The sequence below is a fragment of the Mycobacterium sp. genome (assembly GCF_036273375.1).
GTDB lineage: Bacteria > Actinomycetota > Actinomycetes > Mycobacteriales > Mycobacteriaceae > Mycobacterium.
Genome location: NZ_DASUHS010000002.1, coordinates 38,732 through 64,041 on the forward strand (window position 1 = coordinate 38,732; position 25,310 = coordinate 64,041).

Here is a 25,310-nt window from a genome sequence, read left to right on the forward strand (position 1 = left end):
CGGACCCGACCCAAACACTGGAGGGCTCCAATCGTGGCGAAGGTGAAGATCAAGCCACTCGAGGACAAGATTCTCGTGCAGGCCAACGAGGCCGAGACCACGACCGCGTCTGGTCTGGTCATTCCTGACACCGCTAAGGAGAAGCCGCAGGAAGGCACCGTCGTCGCAGTCGGCCCCGGCCGATGGGACGAAGACGGCGCGAAGCGCATCCCGCTGGACGTCTCGGAAGGCGACACCGTCATCTACAGCAAGTACGGCGGCACCGAGATCAAGTACGGCGGCGAGGAGTACCTGATCCTGTCGGCACGCGACGTGCTGGCTGTCGTCTCCAAGTAAGAACCGTGTTCCGCCCCGGCGATCCCCGCGTCCTGCGCGGGTGATTTCCGGGGCGGCATGCGTTTGGGTGAAGGAGCCTGATGAGCAAGATCATTGAGTACAACGAGACAGCGCGTCGCGCCATCGAGGCGGGCGTGAACACGCTCGCCGACGCGGTGCGGGTGACGCTCGGGCCGCGCGGCCGGCATGTGGTGCTGGCCAAGGCATTCGGCGGCCCCACCGTCACCAACGACGGTGTGACCGTCGCGCGTGAGATCGACCTGGAAGACCCGTTCGAGAATCTGGGCGCCCAGCTGGTGAAGTCGGTGGCGACCAAGACCAATGACGTCGCGGGCGACGGCACCACGACCGCGACCGTGCTGGCGCAGGCGCTGGTCAAGGGCGGCCTGCGGCTCGTCGCGGCCGGCGCCAACCCCATTGAACTGGGCGCGGGGATCAGCAAGGCCGCCGACGCGGTCTCCGAGGCGCTGCTGGCGTCGGCCACCCCGGTCTCCGGCAAGGCCGCGATCGCGCAGGTGGCGACCGTGTCGTCGCGCGACCAGCTGTTGGGTGAGCTGGTCGGCGAGGCGATGACCAAGGTCGGCACCGACGGCGTGGTGAGCGTCGAAGAATCCTCGACGCTGAGCACCGAGCTCGAGTTCACCGAGGGCGTCGGTTTCGACAAGGGCTTCTTGTCGGCGTATTTCGTCACCGACTTCGATTCCCAACAGGCCGTGCTGGACGACCCGGTGATCCTGTTGCACCAGGACAAGATCAGCTCGCTGCCCGACCTGCTGCCCATGCTCGAGAAGGTCGCCGAATCGGGCAAGCCGCTGCTGATCATCGCCGAGGACATCGAGGGCGAGCCGCTGGCGACCCTGGTCGTCAACTCCATCCGCAAGACGCTCAAGGCCGTCGCGGTCAAGGCGCCGTTCTTCGGTGACCGCCGCAAGGCGTTCCTGGAGGATCTGGCGGTGGTGACCGGCGGCCAGGTGATCAACCCCGACGCGGGCCTGCTCCTGCGTGAGGTCGGCACGGACGTGCTGGGCTCGGCCCGCCGCGTGGTGGTGAGCAAGGACGACACCGTCATCGTCGACGGCGGCGGCCCCAAGGATGCGGTGGCCAACCGGATCAAGCAGCTGCGCGCCGAGATCGAGACGAGCGACTCCGAGTGGGACCGCGAGAAGCTGCAGGAGCGGCTGGCCAAGCTGGCCGGCGGCGTGGCCGTGATCCAGGTGGGAGCGGCCACCGAGACCGCGCTCAAGGAACGCAAGGAAAGCGTCGAGGACGCCGTCGCGGCCGCGAAAGCGGCTGTTGAGGAAGGCATCGTCGCGGGCGGTGGCTCGGCGCTGCTGCAGACCCGCAAGGCGCTGAAAAAGCTCCGCAAATCCCTGACCGGCGATCAGGAACTGGGCGTCGACGTCTTCTCCGAGGCGTTGGCGGCGCCGTTGTACTGGATCGCCACCAACGCCGGGCTCGACGGCGCGGTCGCGGTGCACAAGGTGACCGAGCTGCCCAATGGGCACGGACTGAATGCAGACACGCTGACCTACGGCGACTTGATCGCCGACGGCGTCATCGACCCGGTCAAGGTCACCCGCTCGGCGGTGCTCAATGCGGCGTCGGTGGCCCGGATGGTCCTCACCACCGAAACGGCTATCGTCGACAAGCCGGCGAACGAATCCGATGACCACGGCCACGGTCATCACCACGGCCACGCTCACTAGAAACACTGCAAGCGGAACACCCCCGGGTTATAGGCCCGGGGGTGTTTTGTCACCCTGGATGCCGACGATGCCGCCAGCTATAAAGATGGCACACATGGGTAATCCGATATTTTCCCTCACTCCTGGCTACGGGGAACGCCAGCTGCGTGAATTTCACTACTCACAGCTCGTTCGGTATGGCGACCGGGTAGAGACCGCCGGTCAAGGAGGTTGGGATGACGACTGGTGCTATCCGGAGTCAGTTCGCGACGAAGTCATTCAGGCTTTCGACAACGTCGAGCGGACATTGGCAACAGCGGGAGCATCTTGGCGCCAAGTGATAACCGTGCACTCGTACCACCTGCCGGATGCAGACGGCCGGATCGGGCCTGAGCACCTTGACACTATGGTCGAACAGTTTCGCTTACGCATGGGTGACCGCGCACCGCTGTGGACATGCATCGGCGTCGCCGCGCTGGCGGGTCCAAAGATGCGCGTCGAGATTCAAGTCGCTGCGATCGTTAAGGACGAAGACTGAGCGCGTTGTCTGCGTAGTCAGCTCGAAGCGCTTGAGGGACGACGAGCGCGGAGGGGCTGTAATCCGCGACCACGGAGACGGCTGTCGTCGACAAGCCGGCCCGCGACGAGGACCACGGCCATGGTCACTAGAAACGCACTAACCGACACAGCTCCGGTTCAGCGCTGGGGGTGTGTCGGTTTCCCGGCAGCGCGAGCGCTCAAGCAGGCGGCGAAATCGGCAGCTCGGCGGCAACCGGCGTTTAGTCTCGCCGCATGGAGCGCATCTGGCAGTGGGCGTGGGATCGGTACGGTGCGAGGTATTCGTGGGCGGTCTACGCGGTCGGGATTCCCTTGATGCTGCCGACCTACCTGTTCTGGTTGTTTTTGATTGTTGCCGTGCAGGGATCCGGTCGGTACATCGAGACGGCTGCCGTCGCCGTTGTCGCCGCACCAGTGTCGTGGTACGTGACCGTGCTTCCCGGCGTGGGCCGCGGTCGCCTGGTGGAGCGATGGGCGGCCGGTCGCGATATCAATCAGGCGAGCGCGCTGGACGCCACGTACGCCTGGGCCCGTGAAACGGTCGTTCGGGCGGTGGTGTTCAACGCTGTCTGGACCGGGGCGTTGTCCATCGTTGTCGCCGCGGTTGCCGGGGCGACCTGGTCGCAACTCGCCCAGTACGGGGTCCTGGGCGTCCTGATCGGAATCGCCATTGTGCTAACCGGGGTCCATAGTTTTGCGGAAGCGGCTATACGGCCGGCCAGGGTCGCGATCGTCGGTGCCACAGCGATCGGTGACGACCTGCCCCGCTCACGTCCGACTTTCGCCACGTGGTCAAGCGTGGCCCTATTGGGGAGCTCGTTCCTGTTCGCAGTCGACGGCACCATGCTGGTGGCCATATTCGGCTGGATCCGTGAGGAACCGGTCCTGTTTGCAGTGATCGGGTGCGCGTTGACGATCGGCTTCGGAGTGCCGATGACCGTCGGCGCCGCGCTCGCACCGTCGCTGCGGCCAGTTCGCGACCTGGCCGAAGGCACGAAACGCGTCGCGGCCGGTGACTACAGTCAGCGCCTGCCGGTGGTTCAGGACGACGACCTGGGCGCGCTGGCCGCGTCGTTCAATCGCATGCAGGCGGGATTGGCAGAGCGCCAACGGCTTCAGAGTGCGTTCGGGACTTACGTGGACCCCGCCTTGGCGGCACGGCTGCTCGAGCAGGGTGACGACGTGTTCGCCGGTGAGCGCCGGGAGGTGACGGTGATGTTCGTCGACATCCGCGACTTCACCCCGTTCGCCGAGGCCAACAGCGCCGAAGACAGCGTCGCCCGGCTCAATGCGCTGTTCGAAATCGTCGTGCCTGCCGTCGTCGGCGCCCGGGGGCACGTCAACAAGTTCCTCGGCGATGGCGCGCTCGCGGTCTTCGGCGCCCCGAACGATCTTCCGGGTCATGCCGATGCGGCGGTGGACGCCGCTGCGTTGATTCATCGCCTCGTCGGCGAGCGATTTGGTGGGGAGCTTCGGATCGGCATCGGGATCAACACCGGTCTGGTGATCGCCGGCACTATCGGCGGGGGCGGCAAATTGGAGTTCACCTTGATCGGCGACGCGGTCAACGTTGCGGCCCGCGTCGAGCAGCTCACGAAAACCACCGGTGACGCCATCCTTCTCACGCGGCAGTGCGTCGAAGCCTTGGCGTCTGGACCGCCCGGACTCGTCGACCGGGGGTTGCATGCCCTGAAGGGTAAGTCAGCGCAGGTGCAGGTCTTCGGACTCGACCCAGCGGTTCATTATCTGGGCTGAAGGCGTAAGCGCTCACGGGTTACCACGGCCATCACTATTTCACCGAGATTCCGCCGTCCACCGGCAATGTGACTCCGGTGACATAGCGGCCCGAGCGCCCGCAGAGGTAAACCATCGCCTCGCTCACATCCGCGGCTTCGATGAGCTCTACGGGCAACGGCGCCTGCAACGCGGATGCACCTTCGGGATGCTCGGCCATCAATTGGGCGAATGGTTCGTTGACGATCATCGGTGTCGCGACCCCGGTCGGATGCACCGTGTTGACCCGAATGTTCTTCTCCGCCAGAGAGGTTGCGTAGTACCTCATCAGGCCGACCACGCCATGTTTCGCGGCCTGGTATCCGGCCAAGCCGTGGCTCCGACCGCTGAACGTCGGACAAAGGCTGTTCAACCCAGCGGTCGAGCTCGTGATCACGATGGCCCCGCCCTCGCCGTGGTCGAGCATCGCGGGCAGGGCGGCCTCGATCGTGTAGTACACGCCGTTGAGCAACACATTTACCGAATCGACGTAGGCGGCGATGTCATGGCGCTGTTCGCCGACCGCCGGCAGGATCCCGGCGTTGGCGAGTATGAAGTCGACTCTGCCCAACTCGGCCAGGCCATTCGCGACAGCGGTTCTCAGGCTCTGGAAGTCGCGCACGTCGCCTTGCGCCGCGACGATTCGGCGGCCGGTCTTTTCGACCAGGTTGACCGTCTCGTCGAGATCTTCGCGGGTCGTCATCGGGTAGGCGACACTGTCGATCTGACCGCAGAGGTCGAAGGCGATGATGTCCGCGCCCTCCTCGGCGAACCGAATCGCATGCGATCGGCCCTGTCCACGCGCGGCGCCGGTGATGAACGCGACCTTGCCTTCGAATTGGTTCGACATGACGATCTCCCTCCGGGTGTGGGCTCAGTATCCGCCGGGAGCCTGCAGTTCGGCCGGGTAGTCGCCTACTCAATCCTGATATTCACCACCACCGAGACGGGCGTTTTCCTGGCTCGACGGCTTTGCCCGTTTAATCTCGCGCCATGGACCGTATCTGGCAATGGGTGTGGGATCGGCACGGCCCGCACTACTCGTGGGCGATCGGCGCGGTTCTCTTGCCCCTGATGCTGCCGATCTTCCTTCTTCCGTCGTTCTGTGTTGTCGCTCTCGAGGGGTCTGATCGATACGTCGAGACCGTCGCGGTGAACGTTGTCGCCGGGCCGGTGCTGGTATACGTGCTCGTGCTTCCCGGCGTGGGTCTGAGCCGGCGCGCAGATCGTTGGGCGGCGGGTCAGAATATTGATCCGGCCCGGGCGCTGGACTCCACCTATAGGTGGGCTCGCCGCACAATCGCCCGAGCGGTGGTGGGCACCGCTGTCTGGGCTGCCATGTTGTTGGTCGTCGTCGGTGATATCGCCGGGGCGACGGGTTGGCGGCTTGTCCATTACGGGATCATGGGCGCCGCCCTCGGCACTGGCGTGCAACTGATCGGTGTGCACAGTTTCGTGGAAGCGGCGCTTCGGCCGGTCAGGTCCGCTATCGCCGGCGGGACTGGGATCGGTGACTCGCTGCCTCGCTCTCGTCCGAGCTTTGCGTCATGGGCAAAGGCATCGATGCTCGGGGTTGCGTTCGTATTCGCCCTCTCGGGTGCGCTGCTCATGGGGGTTTTCGCGCGGGCTGGATACTTTGCGCTGCTCTCCCTCGTGATCGCGACCGGGATGATCCTTTGTTTCGGCATACCGATCACCGTCGGCGCAGTCTTCGCGCCTTCCCTGCGGCCGATTCGCGACCTGGCCGAAGGAACGGAACGTGTTGCGGTGGGCCGCTATGGCCAGCGCCTGCCGGTCGTTCAGGACGACGACCTTGGCGCGCTGGCCGCGTCGTTCAATCGCATGCAGTCGGGATTGGCTGAGCGGCAACGGCTTCAGAGTGCGTTTGGGACGTATGTCGATCCGGCGTTGGCGGCGCGGTTGCTGCAGCAGGGCGATGACGTGTTCACCGGGGAACGCCGCGAGGTGACGGTGATGTTTGTCGACATCCGTGACTTCACGCCGTTCGCCGAGGCGAATAGCGCGGAGGATACGGTTGCGCGTCTCAACGCCCTGTTCGAGATCGTCGTGCCTGCCGTCGTCGACGCCGGCGGGCATGTGAACAAGTTCCTCGGTGACGGCGCCCTGGCGGTATTCGGCGCCCCGAACGACCTCGCGAATCACGCCGACGCCGCGGTGGCTGCCGCAGCGCTGATTCATCGTCTGGTCGCGGAGCGTTTCGAAGGCGCGCTTAGGATCGGCATCGGCATCAACACCGGCAAGGTGATCGCCGGCACCATCGGCGGCGGAAGCAAGCTGGAGTTCACCCTGATCGGTGACACGGTCAACGTCGCGGCCCGCGTCGAACAGCTCACCAAGATCACCGGTGACGCGATCCTCCTCACCCGGCAGACCGTCGACGCGTTGCCTTCTCGGCCAATCGGACTGACGGACAGGGGCTTTCACGCTCTGAAGGGCAAGTCGGCTGAGGTACAGCTTTTCGGCATCGGCCCTGCGCAACCGCATCGCTTCACCTGAAGCTACGTCGCGACGGCACGCACGAACGCGTCGGCAGGCGGTGTCGATTATGTAGTCTGCAATGTATTTCATACTCCGGAGGAGTGCCAGAACCATGACGCAGGTTATGAATACTCAGGTCTGCGTCGCCGGGGGCGGTCCCGCCGGCATGGTGCACGCCCTGCTGCTGGCGCGTGCCGGAATCCGGGTCGTCGTCTTGGAGAAGCACAACGACTTCCTGCGCGACTTCCGCGGCGACACCGTGCACCCGACCACCCTGCGAATCATGGACGAGCTGGGGTTTATCGACGAGTTCCTGCGGCTACCGCACACCAAGATCGACCGCGTCGCCTTCGACACCGATGGCTCGATTCGTACCTTCGGCAACTTCAAAGTGCTCAAGCGGCTCGGCTTCAGGCAGCCGTATATCGCCATGATGCCGCAGTGGGACTTTCTCGATTTCATCGTTGAAAAGGCTTCCGCCTACCCGGAATTCACCTTGGTCCGCAATGCCGAGGTCACCGGCCTGATCTTCGATGGCGATCGAGTGGTCGGGGCGCGCACGCCGGAGCTGGAGGTGCGGGCCGATCTCGTCATCGCCGCGGACGGGCGCAAGTCCGCGGTGCGCGCTGCCGGCGGGCTACAGACCGCGCAGGCGCACTCCCCGATGGACGTGCTGTGGTTTCGGCTGAAGTGGCGCCCCGGTGACCCTGAGGAACTGTTCGGCGTGGCCCGAAAAGGCCTGATGATGGTCATGATCTACCGGGGCGACTATTGGCAAGTCGCCTATTTGATGCCGAAGGGCTCAAATCCCCGGGGCGGATCATTGGAGGAGTTCAAGGAGCGGATGGTCATCGCGCAGCCGCGGCTGCGTGAGCATGTCGATGACTTGAGCTCCTGGGATGACACCAGCGAGCTCGACGTGCGGGTGGACCGGCTCGACAGGTGGTGGCGTACCGGGTTGCTGTGCATCGGCGATGCCGCGCATGCCATGTCGCCGGCCGGCGGCGTGGGCATCAACCTCGCTGTCGCCGACGCGGTGGCCGCGGCTAACATCTTGTGCGCCCCGCTGCGCCAGGGCCGGTTGACCGACCACGATCTCGCAAAGGTGCAGCGGCGACGCGAGCTGCCCGCTCGAATCGTCCAGGCTTTTCAGGTGCTCGTGCAGGACAACGTGGTCGCGCCGAATTTGAGCGGTGACTTATCCGCGATTCGCGTTCCGAAGATCGTGGGATTCGGCCCGCTGCAGGCGATTCCGCCGATTTTCGTCGGGCGAGGGTTCCGTCCCGAGCATGTGCGCACCCCTGACGTACACGCGCTGTAGCGCGTCGTCAGAGCCCGGCGATCACGATGACGACGCCCGTTACTGTCGCCACGGCGAGTGAGATCAGCAGAACACCGACGATCCCCTCCTTCGCCGGCAAGGTCGCGTGGTCGCCCGCCGCGATCGGCGCGAGTTTGCGGCCGGCACCCCATGCCGCCGCCAGCAGTGTTGCCAACCAGTTGGCGTAGGCGGCGTAGACGATCAGAGCGACTGCCGTGACTCCCCACGCGTGTGGTAAGTGGGTGTGCGGCCAGAGCAGGCCGAGCAGCACGAGAAACATGCCGTTGAGGACGCCCTCGAGGTGGCTCGATAGCGCCATGCGCGGGTTCTTCAATGCGAGGACGGCGAACCCGGTGGGCAATGCGAAACACCCCCGGTCCCTTACGGATCCGGGGGTGTTCCCTTTCATGGTGGCTTGAGCGTCAGCGTCCGGGTGGAGAGTACGACGGAGTCGTCACGGTCGTGGTCGGTGTGGACGTCGTGGTCGGGGTGCTGGTGACCGTCACCGTGCTGGTGCTGGTGCTAGTAGAAGCCGGTGGCACCACGGTGGTGGTGGTGCTCGTCGTGACGCTGGTGGTCGACGACGTCGTCGTCGCGGACGACGCCGCGATCACACCGCAAGCCAGCCGCTTGCCCGATTCACCCGTGGGGGCGGTGGTGCCCAGATTATCCGCGGTCTGGTGGAGGATCAGCGCGGTGCCCGAGCTGTTTCTCAGGTCAGCGGAGGTGAACGCGTTACTGGTGGTGACCAGTTTCGCCGAGCCGTCGGAGCGCACTTGCAAGGCGGTCAGGTCGCCGCTGGCGGGGTAACTCGTGTGATTTGCCGCCTGGTAGACGCTTCCGGCGGAGTCGAAGTCCCCGCTCGATCCTCCGTTCGGGGCGGCCGAATTGGCCTCGCATTTGCCCACCGCATGAATTTGCAGCCCGTGGAAACCGGGGCTGAGCACTTGGTTGGGCCCGGCTTCCACGGTCACTGTCGCATAGCCGTTGGCGAACTCGAAGGTGGCGTTGGCAACCGGACTGCCGTCGGCGGTCTTCAGCTGGGTGGTGAGCCTCTCGGCCCCCGGTGTCGAGCTGGTCAGCGGTGACGTGTTGGGCTGGCTGCCTTGCTGGTTTGAGCATGCGGCGAGCGGTGCGATGGTCGCGGTGAGCGCCGCGACCGCAAAGCATGCGGCCTGGTTCATTTGCGGTGCCTACCCACATTGGCCCGCGCCGAAACGGCCTACTCGGTGGGCTTGCGCACCTCGTTGGCCAGGTCGCGGTAGTCCCAGACCAGGTCCACCACCTCTTGCGCGGCCCGCCCCGCCGCTCCGGCGACCAGGCCCACGATGCGCCCGAGGTGCGTCGCCGTCGTGTTCACGGCCTCAAAAACGTTGTTAATAGCGCGATCTGACACCGTGTCGGGCATCTGCGTTTCCCCTCCGGTTGCGTGTCCACGTTCGGTCAACACTCTGTCGACAGTACCGTTCAAACCACGGCCCCGCCGCGCCTACGTCCTAAGGGAGCTCAGCAGCGCCTTGCGGCTTCGGACGCGGAACTTGTTGATGGGGGATCGGTGTAACCGAACGATGCGCTCGGCCATTCGGTTTCCCAGCGCGTCGAGCATGTCCTCACTCAAATCTATTGGGGCCGGGCATAAATCACGCTCTTCTTCGCTGGCATGGGCGTCCAGAACCGTGACGAACGAACGCCATTCTTCCGCGTACTCCGCCGCCGCGGGCGACGTGCGCAGCAGCACCGCCAGCTGATCCCAAACCTGCCTGTGCTCCGCATGGGCGATGGCGACCAATGCGCTGGCCTCCGATACCGCCGGGTAGAACAAGTCGTCCTCGATGCGCATGTGGATGTCCAGCTCGATCAGCAGTTCATCGAGCGCGTCTTGCCGCTCGCCGCTATCCGCCGGTATATCGGTGATCTTGGCGCAGAGCTCGCGTAGAACTTTGTGATGCTCGAAAAGCACCTCGTAGGCATTCATTTCGCCACTCCGAGGACTTCGACGAACCCGTCGCGAATCCGCACCGGGTAGTTCGGCAGCGCCGCTGTTGCCGGTCCGCGCAGCACGTCGCCCGATCCGCACGCGAATCTGGAACCATGCCACGGGCATACGATTCGGCCGCGTTCGATCCACCCGTCACTCATCGGTGCGCCGAGGTGCGGACAGCGCTCACCGACCGCGATCACCTGGCCGTCGGTGCGATACAGAACCACGCCAACGCCGCCTACCGCTACCCGCCGCGGCTGGCCGTCGAGCGCGGCGGCGGGCAGCACCGGCATCCAGCGGTCGCCTCCCAGTCGGGCGCCGGACCGGTCCACGCCGGTGCCCGCGCCGAACACCAAAGCCCCGCCAAGGTAGCCGCTGGCGAGGGTAAGGCCATAGCCCAGCGCGCTGCTTGCCATCCCGCGCCGGTTGCGGCCGCGGCGGCGATCCCACCACGACGCCGCATAGAGCGCGGTTGCGACTGCGTTGAGCCCGCCATGGACCAGGCCGATGCGGCGCGATCGCTCATGGGTGTGCTGCCAGTCCGTCACGCCGGTCGCAGCGGCGCCGACGCTTCCCACGAGTGCGACACCCAACGCGAACCTCGACCCGTCACGCAGTCGGGCGGCACTCCCAGGCAGCACGCTGGCCGCATCCATGACGAGCGTCGTCGCCACCGCGCCGGTCGGCACCGACGTCAGCGCCGGGTGCAGCGGATGGCCGAGCCAGGTGCCGTGCAATGCGTTGCTGACTCGATCGCGGTTGCGGCCCAGGGCCGCGAACAAGAACGTCAAGGCGTGCTCGAGGCGATAGCTCGGCCGATCCAGCCAGGCCTGTCGCCCCAGGGTTGTCAGCACGGTAGGCCCGGTACTGCGGACCCGATTTTCGAAATGTTGCCACCGATTCGCCATGGCCCCTCCGGCGTATGCGGGAGCCGGCGTGACGCAATGGGCTCGACGCCGCGTCGACTAGGACCCCGACCGGGCCGGTCTAGTCCATGACTAAGACACGGATCGGCGCCGTGGATCGTTCACCCGCGACGAGGGCGGGTCGAATCAGGGGTCAGGCGACTAGGCCGAGCGGCGGATGGTGCGCCCGCGCCCGATGTCGCCCTTGAGCAACAGGTCGCGCTCGGACTCCGACAGACCGCCCCAAACCCCGTAGGGCTCACCGACTTCGAGGGCGTGCGAGCGGCACTCCTGGATCACCGGGCACTGCCGGCACATTTCCTTCGCGCGCTGCTCGCGTTGCATGCGCGCCCGGCCACGCTCGCCGTCGGGGTGGAAGAACATCGATGAGTCAACGCCGCGGCACATGCCCTGCAGTTGCCAATTCCAGATGTCGGCGTTGGGTCCGGGTAGCTGCTCCGGCTGTGGCATTGGTTCGTTCCCTCTCTGCACCGCCCGCTCGAGGTCAGGTTCGTGAAAGCGATTGGATGCAACTTAAATTAAGTGGAGTGGGGGGTCACCGATGACTACCCGTCATGCGTAGACGTTAGGGGCGACGGTGAATTTCCGTCAATAGCCACTTAGCCCGGCAAAGTATGTACCTGTTGGAGCAGAATTAACTTTGCGTTCATCTCGATTGAAAATGCGAAACCCGCGCCGTGCTACCAGGCAGTTGACCGAAACGCGATTTCCCAGCTCAGCACGCACGAGAGGGATAAGCCGAATTTATCCATGGGCTATAGTGATTAACGGTTCGGTAACATGAAGACCACAAACTGTTTACTACATCATTGTGATTGAAACTCGTCACACTTCCTTGATTGGACGGCAGTTGGCCGACGCCGCCTTCGGGGACCGGCCCGGTAGCTGGCCGCTGCCCACGGCGACGACGCCGACTCAACTGTGGCTGCGCGCGGTCGCGGCCGGGGGACAGGGGCGCTACGGCGCCGCCTTCCGCGACCTCGCGGTGCTGCGGCGCAGCGCGCCGGCCGGGCGGCTGGTGTCGTTGGCCCTGAGCACGCAGGGGTCGTTCCTGCGCCAACTCGGTTGGCACACCGTGGCCCGGGGCTGGGATGGGCGCGCCCTCGCGCTGGCCGCCGGCGATCCCGAGGCGGGCGCCGACGCCCTCATCGGGCTGGCCGCCGACGCGTTGGGCGTCGGGCGCTTCGCGGCCGCGGAGACGCTGCTGGCGCGCGCCGAGCCGCTGCTGGCGTCGCCCAACTCTGCGGTGCCCGACCGGTTGCCCGTGCGTCGACGGTGGGTGGCCGCCGAGCTGGCGATGGCCCGCGGCGAGGGCGCCGCCGCCGTCCGTCATGCCGGCGAAGGGGTGGAGCTGGCGGTGGGCATGGCCGTCGCGTCGCCGCGGCACCGGGCCAAAAGCGACGTGGTGCTGGCCGCCGCGCTGTGTTGCGCGGGCAATCTCGACCGCGCCCGCACGGTCGCCGACGCCGCGCTGGAGACCACCGGCCAATTAGGGCTGCTACCACTTCGTTGGGCGCTGGCTTGCTTGCTGATAGATATCGAAAGTGTCACGTTTTCAGCACATCAGCTGCGCGAAATTCGAGATGTCTGCGCAGGCCAGGTGCGGCGCGCCGGTGGGACGTGGCGTTCCGCTTGAAACGGCTCTCCGCCCGTTATCGTCATTTCGTAAGTTAGCCCGATTGGGCCGCGATGTGTCCGCTTCGTAACGTTGGAGATATCACCGTCGATGACAATTCCAGCAGGGGAACGTCTCGACGCTGTGGTCGCCCAGGCCGTAACCGGAGACCACAACGCATTGAGGGAGGTGCTGGAGACCATCCGTCCGATCGTCGTGCGATATTGCCGAGCGCGTGTCGGCACGGTCGATCGCGGTGGCCTGTCAGCGGATGACGTGGCACAGGAGGTGTGCTTGGCGACTATCACGGCACTGCCGCGTTATCGCGATCGCGGACGTCCATTCCTGGCCTTTTTGTATGGCATCGCGGCCCACAAGGTCGCCGATGCACACCGGGCCGCGGGCCGCGACCTCGCCTATCCCACCGACACGATTCCCGAGCGGTGGTCGAACGACGTAGGACCCGAACAGCTTGCGATCGAAGCCGATTCGGCGAGCCGGATGAGCGAGATGCTCGAGATCCTGCCCGCCAAGCAGCGCGAGATCCTGATCCTGCGTGTCGTCGTCGGGCTGTCCGCCGAGGAGACGGCCGCCGCGGTCGGCAGTACTACCGGGGCGGTCCGAGTTGCCCAGCACCGCGCACTGTCGCGGTTGAAGTCCGAAATGATCGCGGCAGGTGACTGTGCCTGAATCCCTGGATGAATTCGCCCGCACCGACCTGCTGCTCGATGCGCTCGCCCAGCGCCGGCCGGTGGATGTCGACGATCCCGATGTCGACGTGCTGACCACCTTGCTGGAGGACTGGCGCGACAACCTGAGGTGGCCGCCGGCCAGCGCGCTGGTGACGCCCGAAGAGGCGGTCAATGCGTTGCGCACCGGATTGGCCGAGCGCCGGCGGGGCCATCGTGGCCTGGCGGTCGTCGGGTCGGTCGCCACGGCGCTGATAGTGCTCAGTGGTTTGGGCGCCATGGTGGTCGAGGCCCGGCCCGGCGGCACCCTGTACGGGTTACATGCGATGTTCTTCGACGAGCCCCAGGTGCACGGAAATCAAGAAATGCTGGCCGCCAAGGACGACCTGGCGAAGGTCCAGGAATCGATCGACCGGGGTCAGTGGGACCAGGCCAAGAATCAACTGACCGAGGTGAGCAGCCTGGTGCAGTCGATCAACGACCCGGCCAGCAAACAAGATCTGACGAACCAGCTGAAGCTGTTGAACGCCAAGGTCGATGCGCGCGACCCGAACGCCACGCTGCCGGTCGCCTCGCCCCCGGCGGCGCCACCCGGGCCGGCCACTGCGATTCCGGCGGCGCCGCCCGCCGCCTCGGTCGCACCGCCCGCCGCCTCGGTCGCACCGACGAAGGCGGCACCGCCCGCGCCGCTCAGCCCGCCGAGCGCGTCGCCAAGTCCATCAGTGGGCAAGCACCACCATCACGGCCAGACGCCACCCCCGGTGGCCCCGCTAACTCCGAATTAGTGAGCGATCAGTGCCGGCGGTGGAAACCGTCGGCGTCTGACGTCGCTTCGTTGAGCGACGCGTCGGCGTAGCCCCGGCAGTAATCCCACGTGACGTAGGCATCCGGCTCGGGGTCGTAGGCGGGCTCGTGCGGACGCACGGTTCCGTCGATCAGCAGCTGCAGCAGGTTGGCGCGCAACATGTCCCAGTCGTGGTAGTGATCTTGCTGACATTCGTCGCAGCACACCACGAGTCCGCGAATACCCTTGTGCGCCAGCAGGGCTTCGTACACGGCCAGATCGGCGAGGTCGGCCTCGACGGCCATCCGCTCTTGGGAATCCAGGGGCTGGCCCGGCTCAACGGCTTCCAGCGCAGCCGACGGATCACAAGGGTCGTCGGCGAAAGGGTCGGGCGGCAAACCCGGTGGGAGGTGGTCGCGCACGCCTCTAGCCTACGCAGCCCGCCCGGGATAACGCCAGCAGGGAGCCCGCCCGCCATTCCCTGCCTTTTGGTGCGTGCGGCGCGCCCGAGCAAGCGAGCTACGGCTGCGTCCGATCGCCCGGTTTCTCCTCGCGCCGCCACGGCGCGCATCGTCACCGGGCGAAAGCGAGCCGATAGGATGGGTCTCTCACGCCGCATCGTATGGAGGGCGCAGGAGATGACCCGTGGCACGTCCCACCTGGAAGACAGCTCTGACCTCGTCGGCAGTGCTTATGTACGGGTAGGTGGCCTGGTCGATGACCCGGTGCCCACCGGAGGCGACAACCCGCACAAGATCGCCATGCTCGGGCTGACGTTCGACGACGTGTTGCTGCTGCCCGCGGCCTCCGACGTCGTTCCCGCTACCGCGGACACTTCCAGCCAGCTCACCAAGAAGATCAGGCTCAAAGTGCCGCTGGTGAGTTCGGCGATGGACACGGTCACCGAGTCGCGGATGGCCATCGCGATGGCCCGGGCCGGCGGCATGGGTGTGCTGCACCGCAACCTGCCGGTGGCCGAGCAGGCCGGCCAGGTCGAGATGGTCAAACGTTCGGAAGCCGGCATGGTCACCGATCCCGTCACCTGCCGCCCGGACAACACCCTGGCCCAGGTCGACGCGATGTGCGCGCGGTTCCGGATCTCCGGGCTGCCGGTGGTCGACGAGTCGGGCGCACTAGTCGGCATCATCACCAACCGCGATATGCGGTTCGAGGTCGACCAGACCAAGAAGGTCGCCGAGGTGATGACCAAGGCGCCGCTGATCACCGCGCAGGAGGGCGTGTCCGCCGACGCTGCGCTGGGTCTGTTGCGGCGCCACAAGATCGAGAAGCTGCCCATCGTCGACGGCCACGGCCGGCTGACCGGTCTGATCACCGTCAAGGACTTCGTCAAGACCGAACAACACCCGCTGGCCACCAAGGACAGTGACGGCAGGCTGCTGGTAGGCGCCGCCGTAGGCGTCGGCGGCGACGCCTGGGTGCGCGCGATGATGCTGGTCGACGCCGGGGTTGACGTGCTGATCGTGGACACCGCGCACGCGCACAACCGGCTGGTGCTCGACATGGTCGGCAAGCTCAAGGCCGAGGTGGGCGAGAAGGTCGAGGTGATCGGCGGCAACGTCGCCACCCGCTCGGCGGCCGCGGCCCTGGTCGCCGCCGGCGCCGACGCGGTGAAGGTGGGCGTGGGACCCGGCTCGATCTGCACCACCAGGGTGGTGGCCGGTGTCGGCGCACCACAGATCACGGCGATTCTGGAAGCGGTCGCGGCCTGCGGCCCGGCGGGCGTTCCGGTGATCGCCGACGGCGGACTGCAGTACTCCGGCGACATCGCCAAGGCGCTGGCCGCCGGCGCGTCGACGGCCATGCTGGGCTCGCTGCTGGCGGGCACCGCCGAAGCCCCCGGCGAGCTGATCTTCGTTAACGGCAAGCAGTTCAAGAGCTACCGCGGGATGGGGTCGTTGGGCGCCATGGCGGGCCGGGGTTCGGGCAGCGGAAAGTCGTACTCCAAGGACCGCTACTTCGCCGACGACGCGCTCTCCGAAGACAAGCTGGTGCCGGAGGGAATCGAGGGCCGGGTGCCCTTCCGCGGCCCGCTGTCCTCGGTGATCCACCAGCTGACCGGCGGCCTGCGCGCGGCGATGGGCTACACCGGCTCGCCGAGCATCGAGGCGCTGCAACATGCGCAGTTCGTCCGGATCACGGCGGCGGGCTTGAGGGAAAGCCACCCGCACGACGTCGCCATGACGGTCGAAGCCCCCAACTACTACGCACGCTGAGGCCGGAGATGGTCGAGATCGGGATGGGCCGCGTCGCCCGTCGCAGCTATGAACTGAGCGAAGTCAGCATCGTGGCCTCCCGGCGCACCCGCTCATCGCAGGACGTGTCGACCGCCTGGCAGCTGGACGCCTACCGGTTCGAGATTCCGGTGCTGGCCCATCCGACCGATGCGCTGGTGTCGCCGGAGTTCGCGATCGAGCTCGGCAAGCTCGGCGGTCTGGGCGTGCTCAACGGCGAGGGACTGATCGGGCGGCACGCCGACGTCGAAGCCAAGATCGCGCAGCTGGTCGAGGCCGCCAGCAAGGAGCCGGAACCCTCGGCGGCGATCCGGCTGCTGCAGGAATTGCACGCGGCGCCACTCAACCCGGACCTGCTGGGCTCCGCGGTCGCCCGGATCCGGGAGGCCGGTGTCACGACCGCGGTGCGGGTCAGCCCACAGAGTGCGCAGGCGCTGACGCCGGTGCTGGTGCAGGCCGGCATCGACCTACTGGTCATCCAGGGCACCATCGTCTCGGCGGAACGCGTCGCCAGCGACGGCGAACCGCTGAACCTCAAGACCTTCATCTCCGAGCTCGACATCCCGGTGGTCGCCGGCGGCGTGCAAGACCACCGCACCGCGCTGCACCTGATGCGCACCGGCGCCGCCGGCGTCATCGTCGGCTACGGCGCGACCAGGGGAGTGACCACCAGCGACGAGGTGCTGGGAATCAGCGTGCCGATGGCCACCGCGATTGCCGACGCCGCCGCCGCGCGACGCGAGTATCTCGACGAGACCGGCGGGCGCTACGTGCACGTGCTGGCCGACGGTGACATTCACACCTCGGGCGAGTTGGCGAAGGCGATCGCCTGCGGGGCCGACGCGGTGGTGCTGGGCACGCCGCTCGCCGAGTCCGCCGAGGCGCTGGGCGAGGGATGGTTCTGGCCGGCCGCCGCGGCGCACCCGTCGCTGCCGCGCGGGGCGCTGCTGCAGATCGCCGTCGGCGAGCGCCCGCCGTTGCATCAGGTGCTCAACGGGCCGTCCGACGACCCGTTCGGCAGCCTCAACCTGGTCGGTGGGCTGCGCAGGTCGATGGCCAAGGCCGGCTATTGCGACCTCAAGGAGTTCCAGAAAGTCGGCCTGACGGTCGTTAGCTGAGCCCGCGAGGGGCGCTGGCTTGTTACCCGCTGGTAAGGCCATACTGGTGCGATGAAGCCGGATTACGACGTACTGATCATCGGTTCGGGTTTTGGGGGCAGCGTCAGCGCGTTGCGACTGACCGAAAAGGGCTACCGCGTCGGCGTCTTGGAGGCCGGGCGCCGGTACTCCGACGAGGATTTCGCCGAGACGTCCTGGGATCTGCGTAAGTTTTTGTGGGCGCCGAAGCTGGGTTGCTACGGGATTCAGCGCATCCACCCGCTCAAGAATGTGTTGATCCTGGCCGGCGCCGGGGTGGGCGGCGGCTCGCTGAACTACGCCAACACCCTGTATGTGCCGCCGGAGCAGTTCTTTAACGATCCGCAGTGGAAACACATCACCGACTGGCGCGACGAGCTGATGCCGCACTACGACCAGGCGCGGCGGATGCTGGGCGTGGTGGAGAATCCGACCTTCACCGACGCCGACCGGGTTGTCAAACAGGTCGCGGACGATATGGGCTGTGGCGACACGTTCGTTCCGACGCCGGTCGGCGTGTTCTTCGGCCCCGACGGCACCAAGGCCCCGGGCAAGACCGTGCCGGACCCGTACTTCGGCGGCGCGGGACCGGAGCGCACCGGGTGCCTGGAGTGTGGTTGCTGCATGACCGGCTGCCGCTACGGCGCCAAGAACACCCTGGTGAAGAACTACCTCGCTCTCGCGGAATCTGCTGGGGCGCAAGTTATTCCGATGACAACAGTGAAGCGCTTCGAGCAGCGTCCCGATGGGCTGTGGGAGGTCCGCACCGTACGCACCGGAAGTTGGCTGCGCCGCGACCGGCGCACTTACACGGCGAAGCAGGTGGTCCTGGCCGCCGGAACCTGGGGAACCCAGCATCTGCTGTTCAACATGCGCGATGAGGGTCGGCTGCCCCGGCTCTCGAATCGGCTGGGCGTGCTCACCCGCACCAATTCCGAGTCCATCGTCGGCGCCGGGAAGCTCGAGGTCGACCCGAACCTCGACCTGACGCACGGGGTGGCGATCACGTCGTCGATCCACCCGACACCGGACACCCACATCGAACCGGTCCGCTATGGCAAGGGCTCCAACGCCATGGGGCTGCTGCAGACGCTGATGACCGACGGGACCGGCCCCGAGGGCAATGACGCGCCGCGCTGGAAGCAGCTGTTGGACCAGGCTCGCGATGATCCGCGCCGCCTGATGCGGTTGCTCAACGTCCGTCAGTGGAGCGAACGCACGCTGATCGCCCTGGTCATGCAGCACCTCGACAACTCCATCACCACCTACACCAAGCGGGGCAAGCTGGGCATCCGTTGGTACACCAGCAAGCAGGGACATGGCGAGCCGAACCCGAGCTGGATTCCGGTCGGGAATCAGGTCACCCGGCGAATCGCCGACAAGATTGACGCCGTGGCCGGCGGCACCTGGGGAGAGTTGTTCAACATCCCGCTGACCGCGCATTTCCTCGGCGGCGCCGTGATCGGCGACAACGCCGACCATGGGGTGATCGACCCGTATCACCGGGTCTACGGCTACCCGACGCTGTTCGTGGTGGACGGCGCGGCCATCTCGGCGAATCTGGGCGTCAACCCCTCGTTGTCAATTACCGCCCAGGCCGAGCGGGCCGCGTCGTTGTGGCCGAACAACGGCGAGAACGACCAGCGCCCAATGCAGGGCGAGCCGTATCGCCGGGTGGAGCCGATCGCGCCCAAGGCGCCCGTCGTCCCGGCCGAGGCGCCCGGCGCGCTGCGCTGGTTGCCGATCAATCCGGTCAGCTCGGCCAGCTAGTCGTGACGATCGCGAGCGCGGCGTAGCCGCGCGCTGCGGTCGTCACCATCGGCTCCATCAGCTCGCGAGCACCTCCAGCGGTGCGCCGCTGACCACTCGGCTGCGCTCCCCGCGCACGTTGACCGGCACATCGCCCATCAGGGTGATGCGGTGCATCAGCCGGGGCTGGTCGTCGTAGTCGTCGATCGCCCGGTGCTGGGTCGCGCGGTTGTCCCACATGGCAACATCGCCGGGTGCCCAGTTCCAGCGAATCGTGTTTTCCGGCAGGGTGATTCGGCGCTGCAGCAATTCCAGCACGGCACTGGACTCGTGACTGTCCAGGCCGACGAAGCCGCGCACGAAATCACCGGCCAGCAGGGTGCGTTCACCGGTCTCCGGGTGCACCCGCACCACGGGATGCTCGGTGCGGAAGTCCGGCTTTTCGAACGCCTCCCGCAATGACCGCTGGGTGTCGCTCATCGACAAGGCCGCTTCTGTGGTCACGTAGTCGTAGCGGTTGGTGTGTAGCGCCCAGAGATTTTCCACCAGACATTTGAGCGACTCGGGCAGCTGCTGATAGGCCGCCGCGGTCGACGCCCACAGCGTCGAACCGCCATAGGTCGGCAGTTTGACCGCGCGCAGGATTGACGCCGCCGGATAGTTGGCGGCGAACGTCACGTCGGTGTGCCAGCGGTTCGCCTTGCCGTACTCCGAGTCGATAGGGGTGATCACCGGAACGTGCCGGGCGGCCAGGGCGCCGGCGGCCGGGTGGCCGATGGGCGTGCCCAGCAACTCGGCGAACGCGAGCTGCTGCTCGTCGTCGAGGTGGTGCTGGTGACGGAAGAAGATCACCTTGTGGGCCAACAGCGCCCGGCGGATCCCCTCGACCGCGTCCTGGTCGAGGTCGCCGCCGAGACGAACCCCGTCCACCCGGGCGCCGATGTGGCTTCCCAGCTTGGTGACGGTTATCTGACCTGTCATTTTCGGTTCCTTGGATGAAAGCGGGTGTAGTCAACTGACTACATTTGGTAGTGTAGTCAGATGACTACAACTTCCGCAACAGGCCGCGGGAAAATGCCCACCGGGCGCGCGGAAGTGGCGGCGGCGATCCTGGAGGCCGCCACCGATCTGTTCGCTGAGCGCGGTCCGGCCGCGACGTCCATCCGCGACATCGCCGCGCGATCCAACGTCAACCACGGGTTGGTGTTCCGGCACTTCGGCACCAAGGAGCAATTGGTCGGCGCCGTGCTCGACCATCTGGGCGCCAACCTGAGCGATCTGCTGGGCACCGATGCGCCCGCAGGCGTGCTGGAGAGTTCCCTGGACCGCCAGATGCGGGTGATGGCCCGCACCGTCCTGGACGGCTATCCGGCGGGCCAGCTACAGAAACGCTTTCCCAACATCGCGACGCTGCTCGACGGGGTGCGCCCGCTGCACGACGACGAGGTCAAGGCCCGGCTCGCGGTCGCCAATGCCCTTGCCCTGCAATTCGGTTGGCGACTGTTCGCGTCGATCCTGCGCCCGGCCACCGGAATCGAAGACCTGACGGATGCCGAAATACGCCAGGCTGTCGGCGCTGAGGTGCAACGGATCCTCGGGGCCGCCGACCCTCAATGAGCCCGCACTGATTCCGCGATCAGGGCCCGCCGATGCAGCGGTTCGCGGCCCGGCGGCTGGTGCGGCGGCGGCAGGTGCGGCTTGCGGGGGCGCAGCGCGACCGTCGTCGCGGACTCGGTGCTCAGCTCGAGTTCCTCGCCGGCGTGCCGGATGGCCAGCTCGCCGCCGGGCCCGTCGCGCAGCGTATACGTGACGTCGGCGTGGTTGACGTCGACCGTAACCCGGAAATCTCGCCACCGAAGCCGGAACCGTAGCCGCGAAATGCCATCCGGCAGTTGAGGATCCAGCGACAGGAAGCCCTCGTCATCGCGCAGACCGCCGAAGCCGGAAACCAGCGCCGTCCAGGCGCCCGCCAACGAGGCCATGTGCAGACCGTCGCGGGTGTTGTGGTGCAGATCGCGCAGATCGATCAGGGCGGCCTCATAGGCGTAGTCGTGGGCCAGTTCCAAATGCCCGACCTCGGCGCACATCACCGCCTGGGTGCAGGCCGACAGCGACGAGTCGCGCACCATGCGCGGCTCGTAGTAGTCGACGTTGCGGGCCTTCTGCTCGGGCGTGAATGCGTGGCTCTGCCAGTGCATCGCCAGCACCAGGTCGGCCTGCTTGATCACCTGTGCGGGGTACAGGCGCACGTATGGGTCATGCAGCAGCAACGGGTAGGAGTGGTTCTCCTGGAAGTCCCACTCCGCAAAGGTGGTGAACCCCTCACACTGCTGATGGACTTCCAGCCCGTCGTCGTACGGGATGTTGGCGGCATCGGCCGCATCGCGCCACGCCGCCATCTCCTCGTTGGTGACCCCCAGCTCCCTGGCCGCGTCGGGGCAGCGATTGCAGGCGTCGGCGGCGACGTGCAGATTTCGCGCGGCCATCAGGTTTGTGAAGACGTTGTCGCGCACGATCGCCGTGTACTCGTCGGGCCCGGTGACGCCGTCGAGGTGCCAGACGCCGTGCCGGTCGTGATGGCCGAGCGAGATCCAGAGCCGGGCGGTCTCGACCAGCACCTTTAGCCCGCAATCGGCTTCCAGGTCGTCGTCTCCGGTGACAATGCGGTAGCGCTCGAAGGCCATCGCGATGTCGGCGTTGATATGCCAGGCCGCCGTCCCGGCCGGCCAGTAGGCCGAGCACTCCTGCCCGCGGATGGTCCGCCATGGGAACGCGGCGCCCTCCAATCCCAGTTCGGCCGCCCGCTCCTTGGCCAGATCCAGGGTCGAGGCCCGCCAGCGCAGCGCGTCGGCCACCGTATGCGGCGCGGTGTAGCTGAGCACCGGCAGCACGTACCCCTCGGTGTCCCAAAAGGCATGGCCGTCGTAGCCGGTGCCGGTGAGCCCCTTGGCGGCGATCGCGCGGCGTTCGGCACGGGCGCTGGCCTGCAACAGGTGGAAGAGCCCGAATCGCACGGCCTGCTGGGATTCGGGGTCGCCCTCGACCTCGACGTCGGCGCAGTCCCAGAAGCTGTCCAGGTATTCGCGCTGCGCATCCAGCAGGCCCTGCCAACTGGTGTAGCGGGCGCTGTGCAGCGCGGCGGCGACCTGATCGCGCAGCGCCGGGCGCGAGCGCATGCTCGACCAGCCGTACGCCAGATACTTGACGATGCGCAGCTTCTGTCCTTCGCGCAGCCCGCAGATCACGGTGGTGCGCGCCAGATCGGGGCGCGCGTCGGTGGTGACCTCGACGCGCCCGGGAACGTCGACCTCATGGTTCATGCCGGCGGCCATCATCAGCGCGCTGCTGCGTGTCCGGTGCATGAGAACCGCGCCGGTATCGGTGTTTTCGTGAACTACCGCTTCGAGCGGGTTCTCCATTATGGCCGACACCCGGGGGTCGGCGGAGGTCTCCGGCTGGTCCTCGTTGGTGACCAGTTCGGACTGCACCGTCACCCGGACGAACTCGCCGACCGCTTCGACGACGTACTCGATGGCGGCGACGCCGCGCTGGGCCAGCGACACCAGCCGGGTCGAGACCACCTTGACCTCTTTGCCCGCGGGCGAGCGCCAGTGTGCGCTGCGGGTCAGCGTACCGGCGCGCAGATCCAGATCCCGCTCGTGGGAAAGCAATTCGCCGTACCGGACGTCGAATGGCTCGTCCTCGACCAGCAGCCGGATGATCTTGCCGTTGGTGACGTCGACGAGCGTCTGGCCGGCTTCCGGGTAGCCGTAGCCGGCCTCGGCGTAGGGCAGCGGCCGCTTCTCGTAGAAGGAGTTCAGGTAGGTGCCCGGCAGGCCGTACGGCTCGCCCTCGTCGAGGTTGCCACGCAGCCCGATGTGCCCGTTGGACAGGGTGAACAGGGATTCGGACTGTGATAGCAGGTTGAGGTCAAGCTGGGTCTCGCGCACGTGCCATGGCTCAACGGGGAACGATTCGTCGGTGATCATGACTGCAGCAACTCGGCAAGGTCGGTGACCACCCTGTCGGCGCCGTTGCGGCGTAAGTCCTCGGCTTGGCCCACTCTGTCGACACCCACCACGAACCCGAAGTTACCGGCCCGGCCGGCTTCCACCCCGGACAACGCGTCCTCGAACACGGCCGCGGCGTCGGCGGGGACGTCAAGCAGCTGCGCCCCCCGCAGGTAGGAGTCGGGGGCCGGCTTGCCGGCGATGTGTTCGTCGCGCAGGGTGACGCCGTCCACCCGCTTCTGCACAAACCGGTCCAGGCCGGTGATCTCGAGGACGTCGCGGGTGTTGGCGCTCGATGACACCACCGCGATGCCCAGTCCCGCGTCCGACACCGCCTCGAGGTAGCGGCGCGACCCGTCGAACACCTTGACGCCGTCCTCCTTCAAGACCTTCTGGAACATGTCGTTCTTGCGATTGCCCAGGCCGTAGATCGTCTCGGCGTCGTCGGGATCGTCGGGGCTGCCGTCGGGCAGGTGGATGTCGCGGCTCTCCAAAAACGAGCGGACGCCGTCCTCGCGCTTCTTGCCGTCGACGTATTCGCGGTAGTCGGCGGCCTCATCGAAGGGAACGAAATCGTCCCCGGTGCGCTTGGCCCGGTCGGATAGGAAGGCGTCGAACATGGCCTTCCAGGCCTTGGTGTGCACACTGGCGGTGTCGGTGAGCACACCGTCGAGGTCGAACAGGCAGGCACGCACTTTCTCTGGCAGACCCAGCGCTGAGCTCACCGGCGGTCCTCGCTTCCTGGTGTAGGGACTGCTTTAACCGATACCCACTTCACCATGCCCACCATGCATGTCGCCAGGTTCAGCCCGTGCGGCCTCTCATCCACCGTCCCCCATTTGGGCGTTGGCCATCGCCCGATAGCCTTCCCGCACGCTTGGATACTTCGGTTTCCACGCGGTGCTTGTCCGGAACCGGGTGTTGCTGACCCTCAGGGACCGGGTCATGGACGTGGTGCGGCCGGCGAGCAGCGGCGCGAGGCAACCCGGCCCGTTGAGCCGGGTTCGGCGCCCACGGACGCGGCCATCGCCAGCGCGTTGCCCCGGGCGGTGACGGGTGGATCGACGACACATAGCTTTGGGGGCGGCCTGCCTGAAAGCCTATGTGGCGGCGGGCCATCCCGTTTCGCCGAAACGGTCTAGGGCCTGCCGAAGGTCTGCGCGGACGGTCAGCGGTTCCCGAATAGCGGGGGTGTCGCGCCACCGCACTTGACCGCACAGAAGAGTTGGCGTGCAAGCAATTTCGTTAGAGCCACACGTAGTTCAAGTTGCGCGAGAGCCGTCGCAGTAATGCGCCCCGTAACCGAACGACACGGGTGCCGGGTCCTTGCGTTCGAACCGGAACCGGGCGGGGGTTGGTCGAAGACGGCCGGATCTCGGTTTGCGGCTGCCATCGCTACGAGAGCGCTTTTCCCGGCGAGGACCTTTAAGGTGCCGACGATCTGGTCGGTGGTGGGGGTGACGAGCATTCCGTCAGGGACTGGACCGCGATGTTGGCCGGTCGAATCGAATCCGCCCGGCGAAGCTGACGCGGCGCGGCGGCCGCGGATTGGGATTTGCGGTAGTCGCAAGGGGGTGTGCGGATCAAATTCAGAAGCCGGGGATCGGGCGGCCCGGTTTTGTCGTAGGTGGTTGCGATGATGTTGTCATGTCTTTGAGCGCATCGGCTGGCGCTGTGGTGGTGAGTCCTGGCGAGCGTCTTGAGGTGCTGTTCGAGGAGCTGGCGGAGTTGGCCGGTCACGCAATGCGATTGATGGGCGCATTGTGGAGATCGTTGCCGAGATCGATCGCGACGAATTGTGCGGTGTCACCGGGGCGCGGTCGGTGCCGGCGTTGGTGGCGTGGAAGACCGGTTGCTCGTCGGCAAACGCGCACACGATCGCCACGGTCGCGAGCCGGCTGGAGGAGTTCCCACGCTGCGTCCAGGGCATGCGGGAGGGCCGGCTGTCGGCCGATCAGGTCGGCGTTATCGCGCAGCGAGCGGGCGAGGGGTCCGA

General features: G+C 66.6%; 24 protein-coding genes and 1 pseudogene. 14 read left to right on the forward strand and 11 right to left on the reverse strand.

The genetic code is table 11. The features are described from left to right. Positions 1–33 precede the first annotated feature (33 nt). The 4 genes from groES (at position 34) to VFW69_RS00240 (ending at position 4,334) form a co-directional block, all read left to right on the forward strand. Entirely contained in the window at positions 34–336 is a 303-nt protein-coding gene (gene groES / locus VFW69_RS00225; protein ID WP_007773431.1) for a co-chaperone GroES, read from the forward strand. An 80-nt stretch (positions 337–416) separates the two neighbouring features. Continuing rightward, positions 417–2,042: a chaperonin GroEL gene (gene groL, locus VFW69_RS00230; protein WP_526496938.1), complete on the forward strand. Its 1,626-nt coding sequence runs from the start codon at positions 417–419 to the stop codon at positions 2,040–2,042. Between the two features lie 94 nt (positions 2,043–2,136). Continuing rightward, entirely contained in the window at positions 2,137–2,559 is a 423-nt protein-coding gene (locus tag VFW69_RS00235; RefSeq protein WP_526496940.1) for a Rid family hydrolase, read from the forward strand. A gap of 254 nt (positions 2,560–2,813) precedes the next feature. Further along, positions 2,814–4,334, forward strand: coding sequence for an adenylate/guanylate cyclase domain-containing protein (locus VFW69_RS00240; protein WP_526496942.1), 1,521 nt, complete (start codon positions 2,814–2,816; stop codon positions 4,332–4,334). Positions 4,335–4,368: 34 nt separating this feature from the next. Here the strand turns inward: VFW69_RS00240 and VFW69_RS00245 are convergent, their stop codons facing one another. After that, complete coding sequence (locus VFW69_RS00245; protein WP_526496944.1) at positions 4,369–5,202, reverse strand: mycofactocin-coupled SDR family oxidoreductase; 834 nt, start codon at positions 5,200–5,202, stop codon at positions 4,369–4,371. A 143-nt stretch (positions 5,203–5,345) separates the two neighbouring features. Between VFW69_RS00245 and VFW69_RS00250 the strand changes: the two genes are divergently transcribed. Together VFW69_RS00250 and VFW69_RS00255 are read left to right on the forward strand one after the other, a co-directional pair. Continuing rightward, the gene (locus VFW69_RS00250) at positions 5,346–6,869 is read left to right on the forward strand and encodes an adenylate/guanylate cyclase domain-containing protein (RefSeq protein ID WP_526496946.1); all 1,524 of its coding nucleotides are present in this window, start codon (positions 5,346–5,348) and stop codon (positions 6,867–6,869) included. Positions 6,870–6,963: 94 nt separating this feature from the next. Further along, a complete protein-coding gene (locus VFW69_RS00255; RefSeq protein ID WP_526496948.1) occupies positions 6,964–8,172 on the forward strand; it encodes an FAD-dependent oxidoreductase in 1,209 nt (402 codons plus the stop codon). A gap of 7 nt (positions 8,173–8,179) precedes the next feature. Here VFW69_RS00255 and VFW69_RS00260 read toward each other — a convergent pair whose 3' ends face one another. The 6 genes from VFW69_RS00260 to VFW69_RS00285 all read right to left on the reverse strand — a co-directional run bounded on the left by VFW69_RS00260 (position 8,180) and on the right by VFW69_RS00285 (position 11,529). Then, positions 8,180–8,581 (reverse strand): styrene oxide isomerase, encoded by a 402-nt coding sequence (locus VFW69_RS00260; protein WP_526496950.1) that lies wholly within the window; start codon positions 8,579–8,581, stop codon positions 8,180–8,182. A gap of 13 nt (positions 8,582–8,594) precedes the next feature. Next, a complete protein-coding gene (locus VFW69_RS00265) occupies positions 8,595–9,356 on the reverse strand; it encodes a superoxide dismutase family protein (RefSeq protein WP_526496952.1) in 762 nt (253 codons plus the stop codon). A gap of 38 nt (positions 9,357–9,394) precedes the next feature. Beyond that, complete coding sequence (locus VFW69_RS00270; RefSeq protein WP_526496954.1) at positions 9,395–9,532, reverse strand: hypothetical protein; 138 nt, start codon at positions 9,530–9,532, stop codon at positions 9,395–9,397. A gap of 129 nt (positions 9,533–9,661) precedes the next feature. Continuing rightward, positions 9,662–10,147 (reverse strand): hemerythrin domain-containing protein, encoded by a 486-nt coding sequence (locus VFW69_RS00275; protein ID WP_526496956.1) that lies wholly within the window; start codon positions 10,145–10,147, stop codon positions 9,662–9,664. After that, complete coding sequence (locus tag VFW69_RS00280; protein ID WP_526496958.1) at positions 10,144–11,061, reverse strand: Rieske (2Fe-2S) protein; 918 nt, start codon at positions 11,059–11,061, stop codon at positions 10,144–10,146. The genes VFW69_RS00275 and VFW69_RS00280 overlap by 4 nt, the downstream gene beginning before the upstream one ends. 159 nt (positions 11,062–11,220) lie before the next feature. After that, positions 11,221–11,529, reverse strand: a complete 309-nt coding sequence (locus VFW69_RS00285; RefSeq protein ID WP_526496960.1) for a WhiB family transcriptional regulator — start codon at positions 11,527–11,529, stop codon at positions 11,221–11,223. 361 nt (positions 11,530–11,890) lie between these two features. Here VFW69_RS00285 and VFW69_RS00290 point away from each other — a divergent pair, with 361 nt between their 5' ends. From VFW69_RS00290 to VFW69_RS00300, 3 genes are all read left to right on the forward strand, one after another. Continuing rightward, on the forward strand, positions 11,891–12,715 hold the full coding sequence (locus tag VFW69_RS00290) for a hypothetical protein (RefSeq protein WP_526496962.1): 825 nt from the start codon (positions 11,891–11,893) through the stop codon (positions 12,713–12,715). 90 nt (positions 12,716–12,805) lie between these two features. After that, positions 12,806–13,384, forward strand: a complete 579-nt coding sequence (locus VFW69_RS00295) for an RNA polymerase sigma factor (RefSeq protein ID WP_526496964.1) — start codon at positions 12,806–12,808, stop codon at positions 13,382–13,384. Beyond that, positions 13,371–14,168, forward strand: coding sequence for an anti-sigma-D factor RsdA (locus VFW69_RS00300; RefSeq protein WP_526496966.1), 798 nt, complete (start codon positions 13,371–13,373; stop codon positions 14,166–14,168). The genes VFW69_RS00295 and VFW69_RS00300 overlap by 14 nt, the downstream gene beginning before the upstream one ends. A 7-nt stretch (positions 14,169–14,175) precedes the next feature. On the opposite strand, the gene VFW69_RS00305 is transcribed toward VFW69_RS00300, so the two are convergent. Next, positions 14,176–14,589, reverse strand: coding sequence for a DUF5319 domain-containing protein (locus tag VFW69_RS00305; RefSeq protein WP_067101334.1), 414 nt, complete (start codon positions 14,587–14,589; stop codon positions 14,176–14,178). A gap of 216 nt (positions 14,590–14,805) precedes the next feature. Between VFW69_RS00305 and guaB the strand changes: the two genes are divergently transcribed. From guaB to VFW69_RS00320, 3 genes are read left to right on the forward strand one after another with little or no spacing between them, the layout of a single operon-like run. Continuing rightward, the gene (gene guaB, locus VFW69_RS00310) at positions 14,806–16,401 is read left to right on the forward strand and encodes an IMP dehydrogenase (RefSeq protein WP_526496969.1); all 1,596 of its coding nucleotides are present in this window, start codon (positions 14,806–14,808) and stop codon (positions 16,399–16,401) included. 8 nt (positions 16,402–16,409) lie between these two features. After that, positions 16,410–17,537: a GuaB3 family IMP dehydrogenase-related protein gene (locus tag VFW69_RS00315; RefSeq protein WP_526496971.1), complete on the forward strand. Its 1,128-nt coding sequence runs from the start codon at positions 16,410–16,412 to the stop codon at positions 17,535–17,537. Between the two features lie 51 nt (positions 17,538–17,588). Further along, positions 17,589–19,325 (forward strand): GMC family oxidoreductase N-terminal domain-containing protein, encoded by a 1,737-nt coding sequence (locus tag VFW69_RS00320; RefSeq protein WP_526496973.1) that lies wholly within the window; start codon positions 17,589–17,591, stop codon positions 19,323–19,325. A 57-nt stretch (positions 19,326–19,382) separates the two neighbouring features. Here VFW69_RS00320 and VFW69_RS00325 read toward each other — a convergent pair whose 3' ends face one another. Next, positions 19,383–20,285 (reverse strand): TauD/TfdA dioxygenase family protein, encoded by a 903-nt coding sequence (locus VFW69_RS00325; RefSeq protein ID WP_526496975.1) that lies wholly within the window; start codon positions 20,283–20,285, stop codon positions 19,383–19,385. Between the two features lie 60 nt (positions 20,286–20,345). Between VFW69_RS00325 and VFW69_RS00330 the strand changes: the two genes are divergently transcribed. After that, positions 20,346–20,921 carry a TetR/AcrR family transcriptional regulator gene (locus VFW69_RS00330; RefSeq protein WP_526496977.1) on the forward strand — a complete coding sequence of 192 codons (576 nt, stop codon included), beginning with the start codon at positions 20,346–20,348 and terminating at the stop codon, positions 20,919–20,921. Here VFW69_RS00330 and VFW69_RS00335 read toward each other — a convergent pair. Further along, positions 20,915–23,293 carry a glycosyl hydrolase family 65 domain-containing protein gene (locus VFW69_RS00335; RefSeq protein ID WP_526496979.1) on the reverse strand — a complete coding sequence of 793 codons (2,379 nt, stop codon included), beginning with the start codon at positions 23,291–23,293 and terminating at the stop codon, positions 20,915–20,917. The genes VFW69_RS00330 and VFW69_RS00335 overlap by 7 nt on opposite strands. Then, positions 23,290–24,039, reverse strand: a complete 750-nt coding sequence (locus VFW69_RS00340) for a beta-phosphoglucomutase family hydrolase (RefSeq protein WP_526496981.1) — start codon at positions 24,037–24,039, stop codon at positions 23,290–23,292. Before VFW69_RS00340 ends, VFW69_RS00335 begins: the two co-directional genes overlap by 4 nt. 922 nt (positions 24,040–24,961) lie before the next feature. Between VFW69_RS00340 and VFW69_RS00345 the strand changes: the two are divergent. Beyond that, positions 24,962–25,310: pseudogene (locus VFW69_RS00345) on the forward strand (DUF222 domain-containing protein); the annotation flags it as partial.

Bases quoted from the DNA above. Each gene is read 5' to 3' on its own strand.
- VFW69_RS00235 (WP_526496940.1), top strand. From the start codon at position 2,137: ATGGGTAATCCGATATTTTCCCTCACTCCTGGCTACGGGGAACGCCAG.
- guaB (WP_526496969.1), top strand. From the start codon at position 14,806: ATGACCCGTGGCACGTCCCACCTGGAAGACAGCTCTGACCTCGTCGGC.
- VFW69_RS00250 (WP_526496946.1), top strand. From the start codon at position 5,346: ATGGACCGTATCTGGCAATGGGTGTGGGATCGGCACGGCCCGCACTAC.
- VFW69_RS00295 (WP_526496964.1), top strand. From the start codon at position 12,806: ATGACAATTCCAGCAGGGGAACGTCTCGACGCTGTGGTCGCCCAGGCC.
- VFW69_RS00320 (WP_526496973.1), top strand. From the start codon at position 17,589: ATGAAGCCGGATTACGACGTACTGATCATCGGTTCGGGTTTTGGGGGC.
- VFW69_RS00285 (WP_526496960.1), bottom strand. From the start codon at position 11,529: ATGCCACAGCCGGAGCAGCTACCCGGACCCAACGCCGACATCTGGAAT.
- VFW69_RS00335 (WP_526496979.1), bottom strand. From the start codon at position 23,293: ATGATCACCGACGAATCGTTCCCCGTTGAGCCATGGCACGTGCGCGAG.
- VFW69_RS00245 (WP_526496944.1), bottom strand. From the start codon at position 5,202: ATGTCGAACCAATTCGAAGGCAAGGTCGCGTTCATCACCGGCGCCGCG.
- VFW69_RS00280 (WP_526496958.1), bottom strand. From the start codon at position 11,061: ATGGCGAATCGGTGGCAACATTTCGAAAATCGGGTCCGCAGTACCGGG.
- VFW69_RS00315 (WP_526496971.1), top strand. From the start codon at position 16,410: ATGGTCGAGATCGGGATGGGCCGCGTCGCCCGTCGCAGCTATGAACTG.
- groL (WP_526496938.1), top strand. From the start codon at position 417: ATGAGCAAGATCATTGAGTACAACGAGACAGCGCGTCGCGCCATCGAG.
- VFW69_RS00255 (WP_526496948.1), top strand. From the start codon at position 6,964: ATGACGCAGGTTATGAATACTCAGGTCTGCGTCGCCGGGGGCGGTCCC.
- VFW69_RS00265 (WP_526496952.1), bottom strand. From the start codon at position 9,356: ATGAACCAGGCCGCATGCTTTGCGGTCGCGGCGCTCACCGCGACCATC.
- VFW69_RS00260 (WP_526496950.1), bottom strand. From the start codon at position 8,581: ATGAAAGGGAACACCCCCGGATCCGTAAGGGACCGGGGGTGTTTCGCA.
- VFW69_RS00325 (WP_526496975.1), bottom strand. From the start codon at position 20,285: ATGACAGGTCAGATAACCGTCACCAAGCTGGGAAGCCACATCGGCGCC.
- VFW69_RS00240 (WP_526496942.1), top strand. From the start codon at position 2,814: ATGGAGCGCATCTGGCAGTGGGCGTGGGATCGGTACGGTGCGAGGTAT.
- VFW69_RS00275 (WP_526496956.1), bottom strand. From the start codon at position 10,147: ATGAATGCCTACGAGGTGCTTTTCGAGCATCACAAAGTTCTACGCGAG.
- VFW69_RS00330 (WP_526496977.1), top strand. From the start codon at position 20,346: ATGACTACAACTTCCGCAACAGGCCGCGGGAAAATGCCCACCGGGCGC.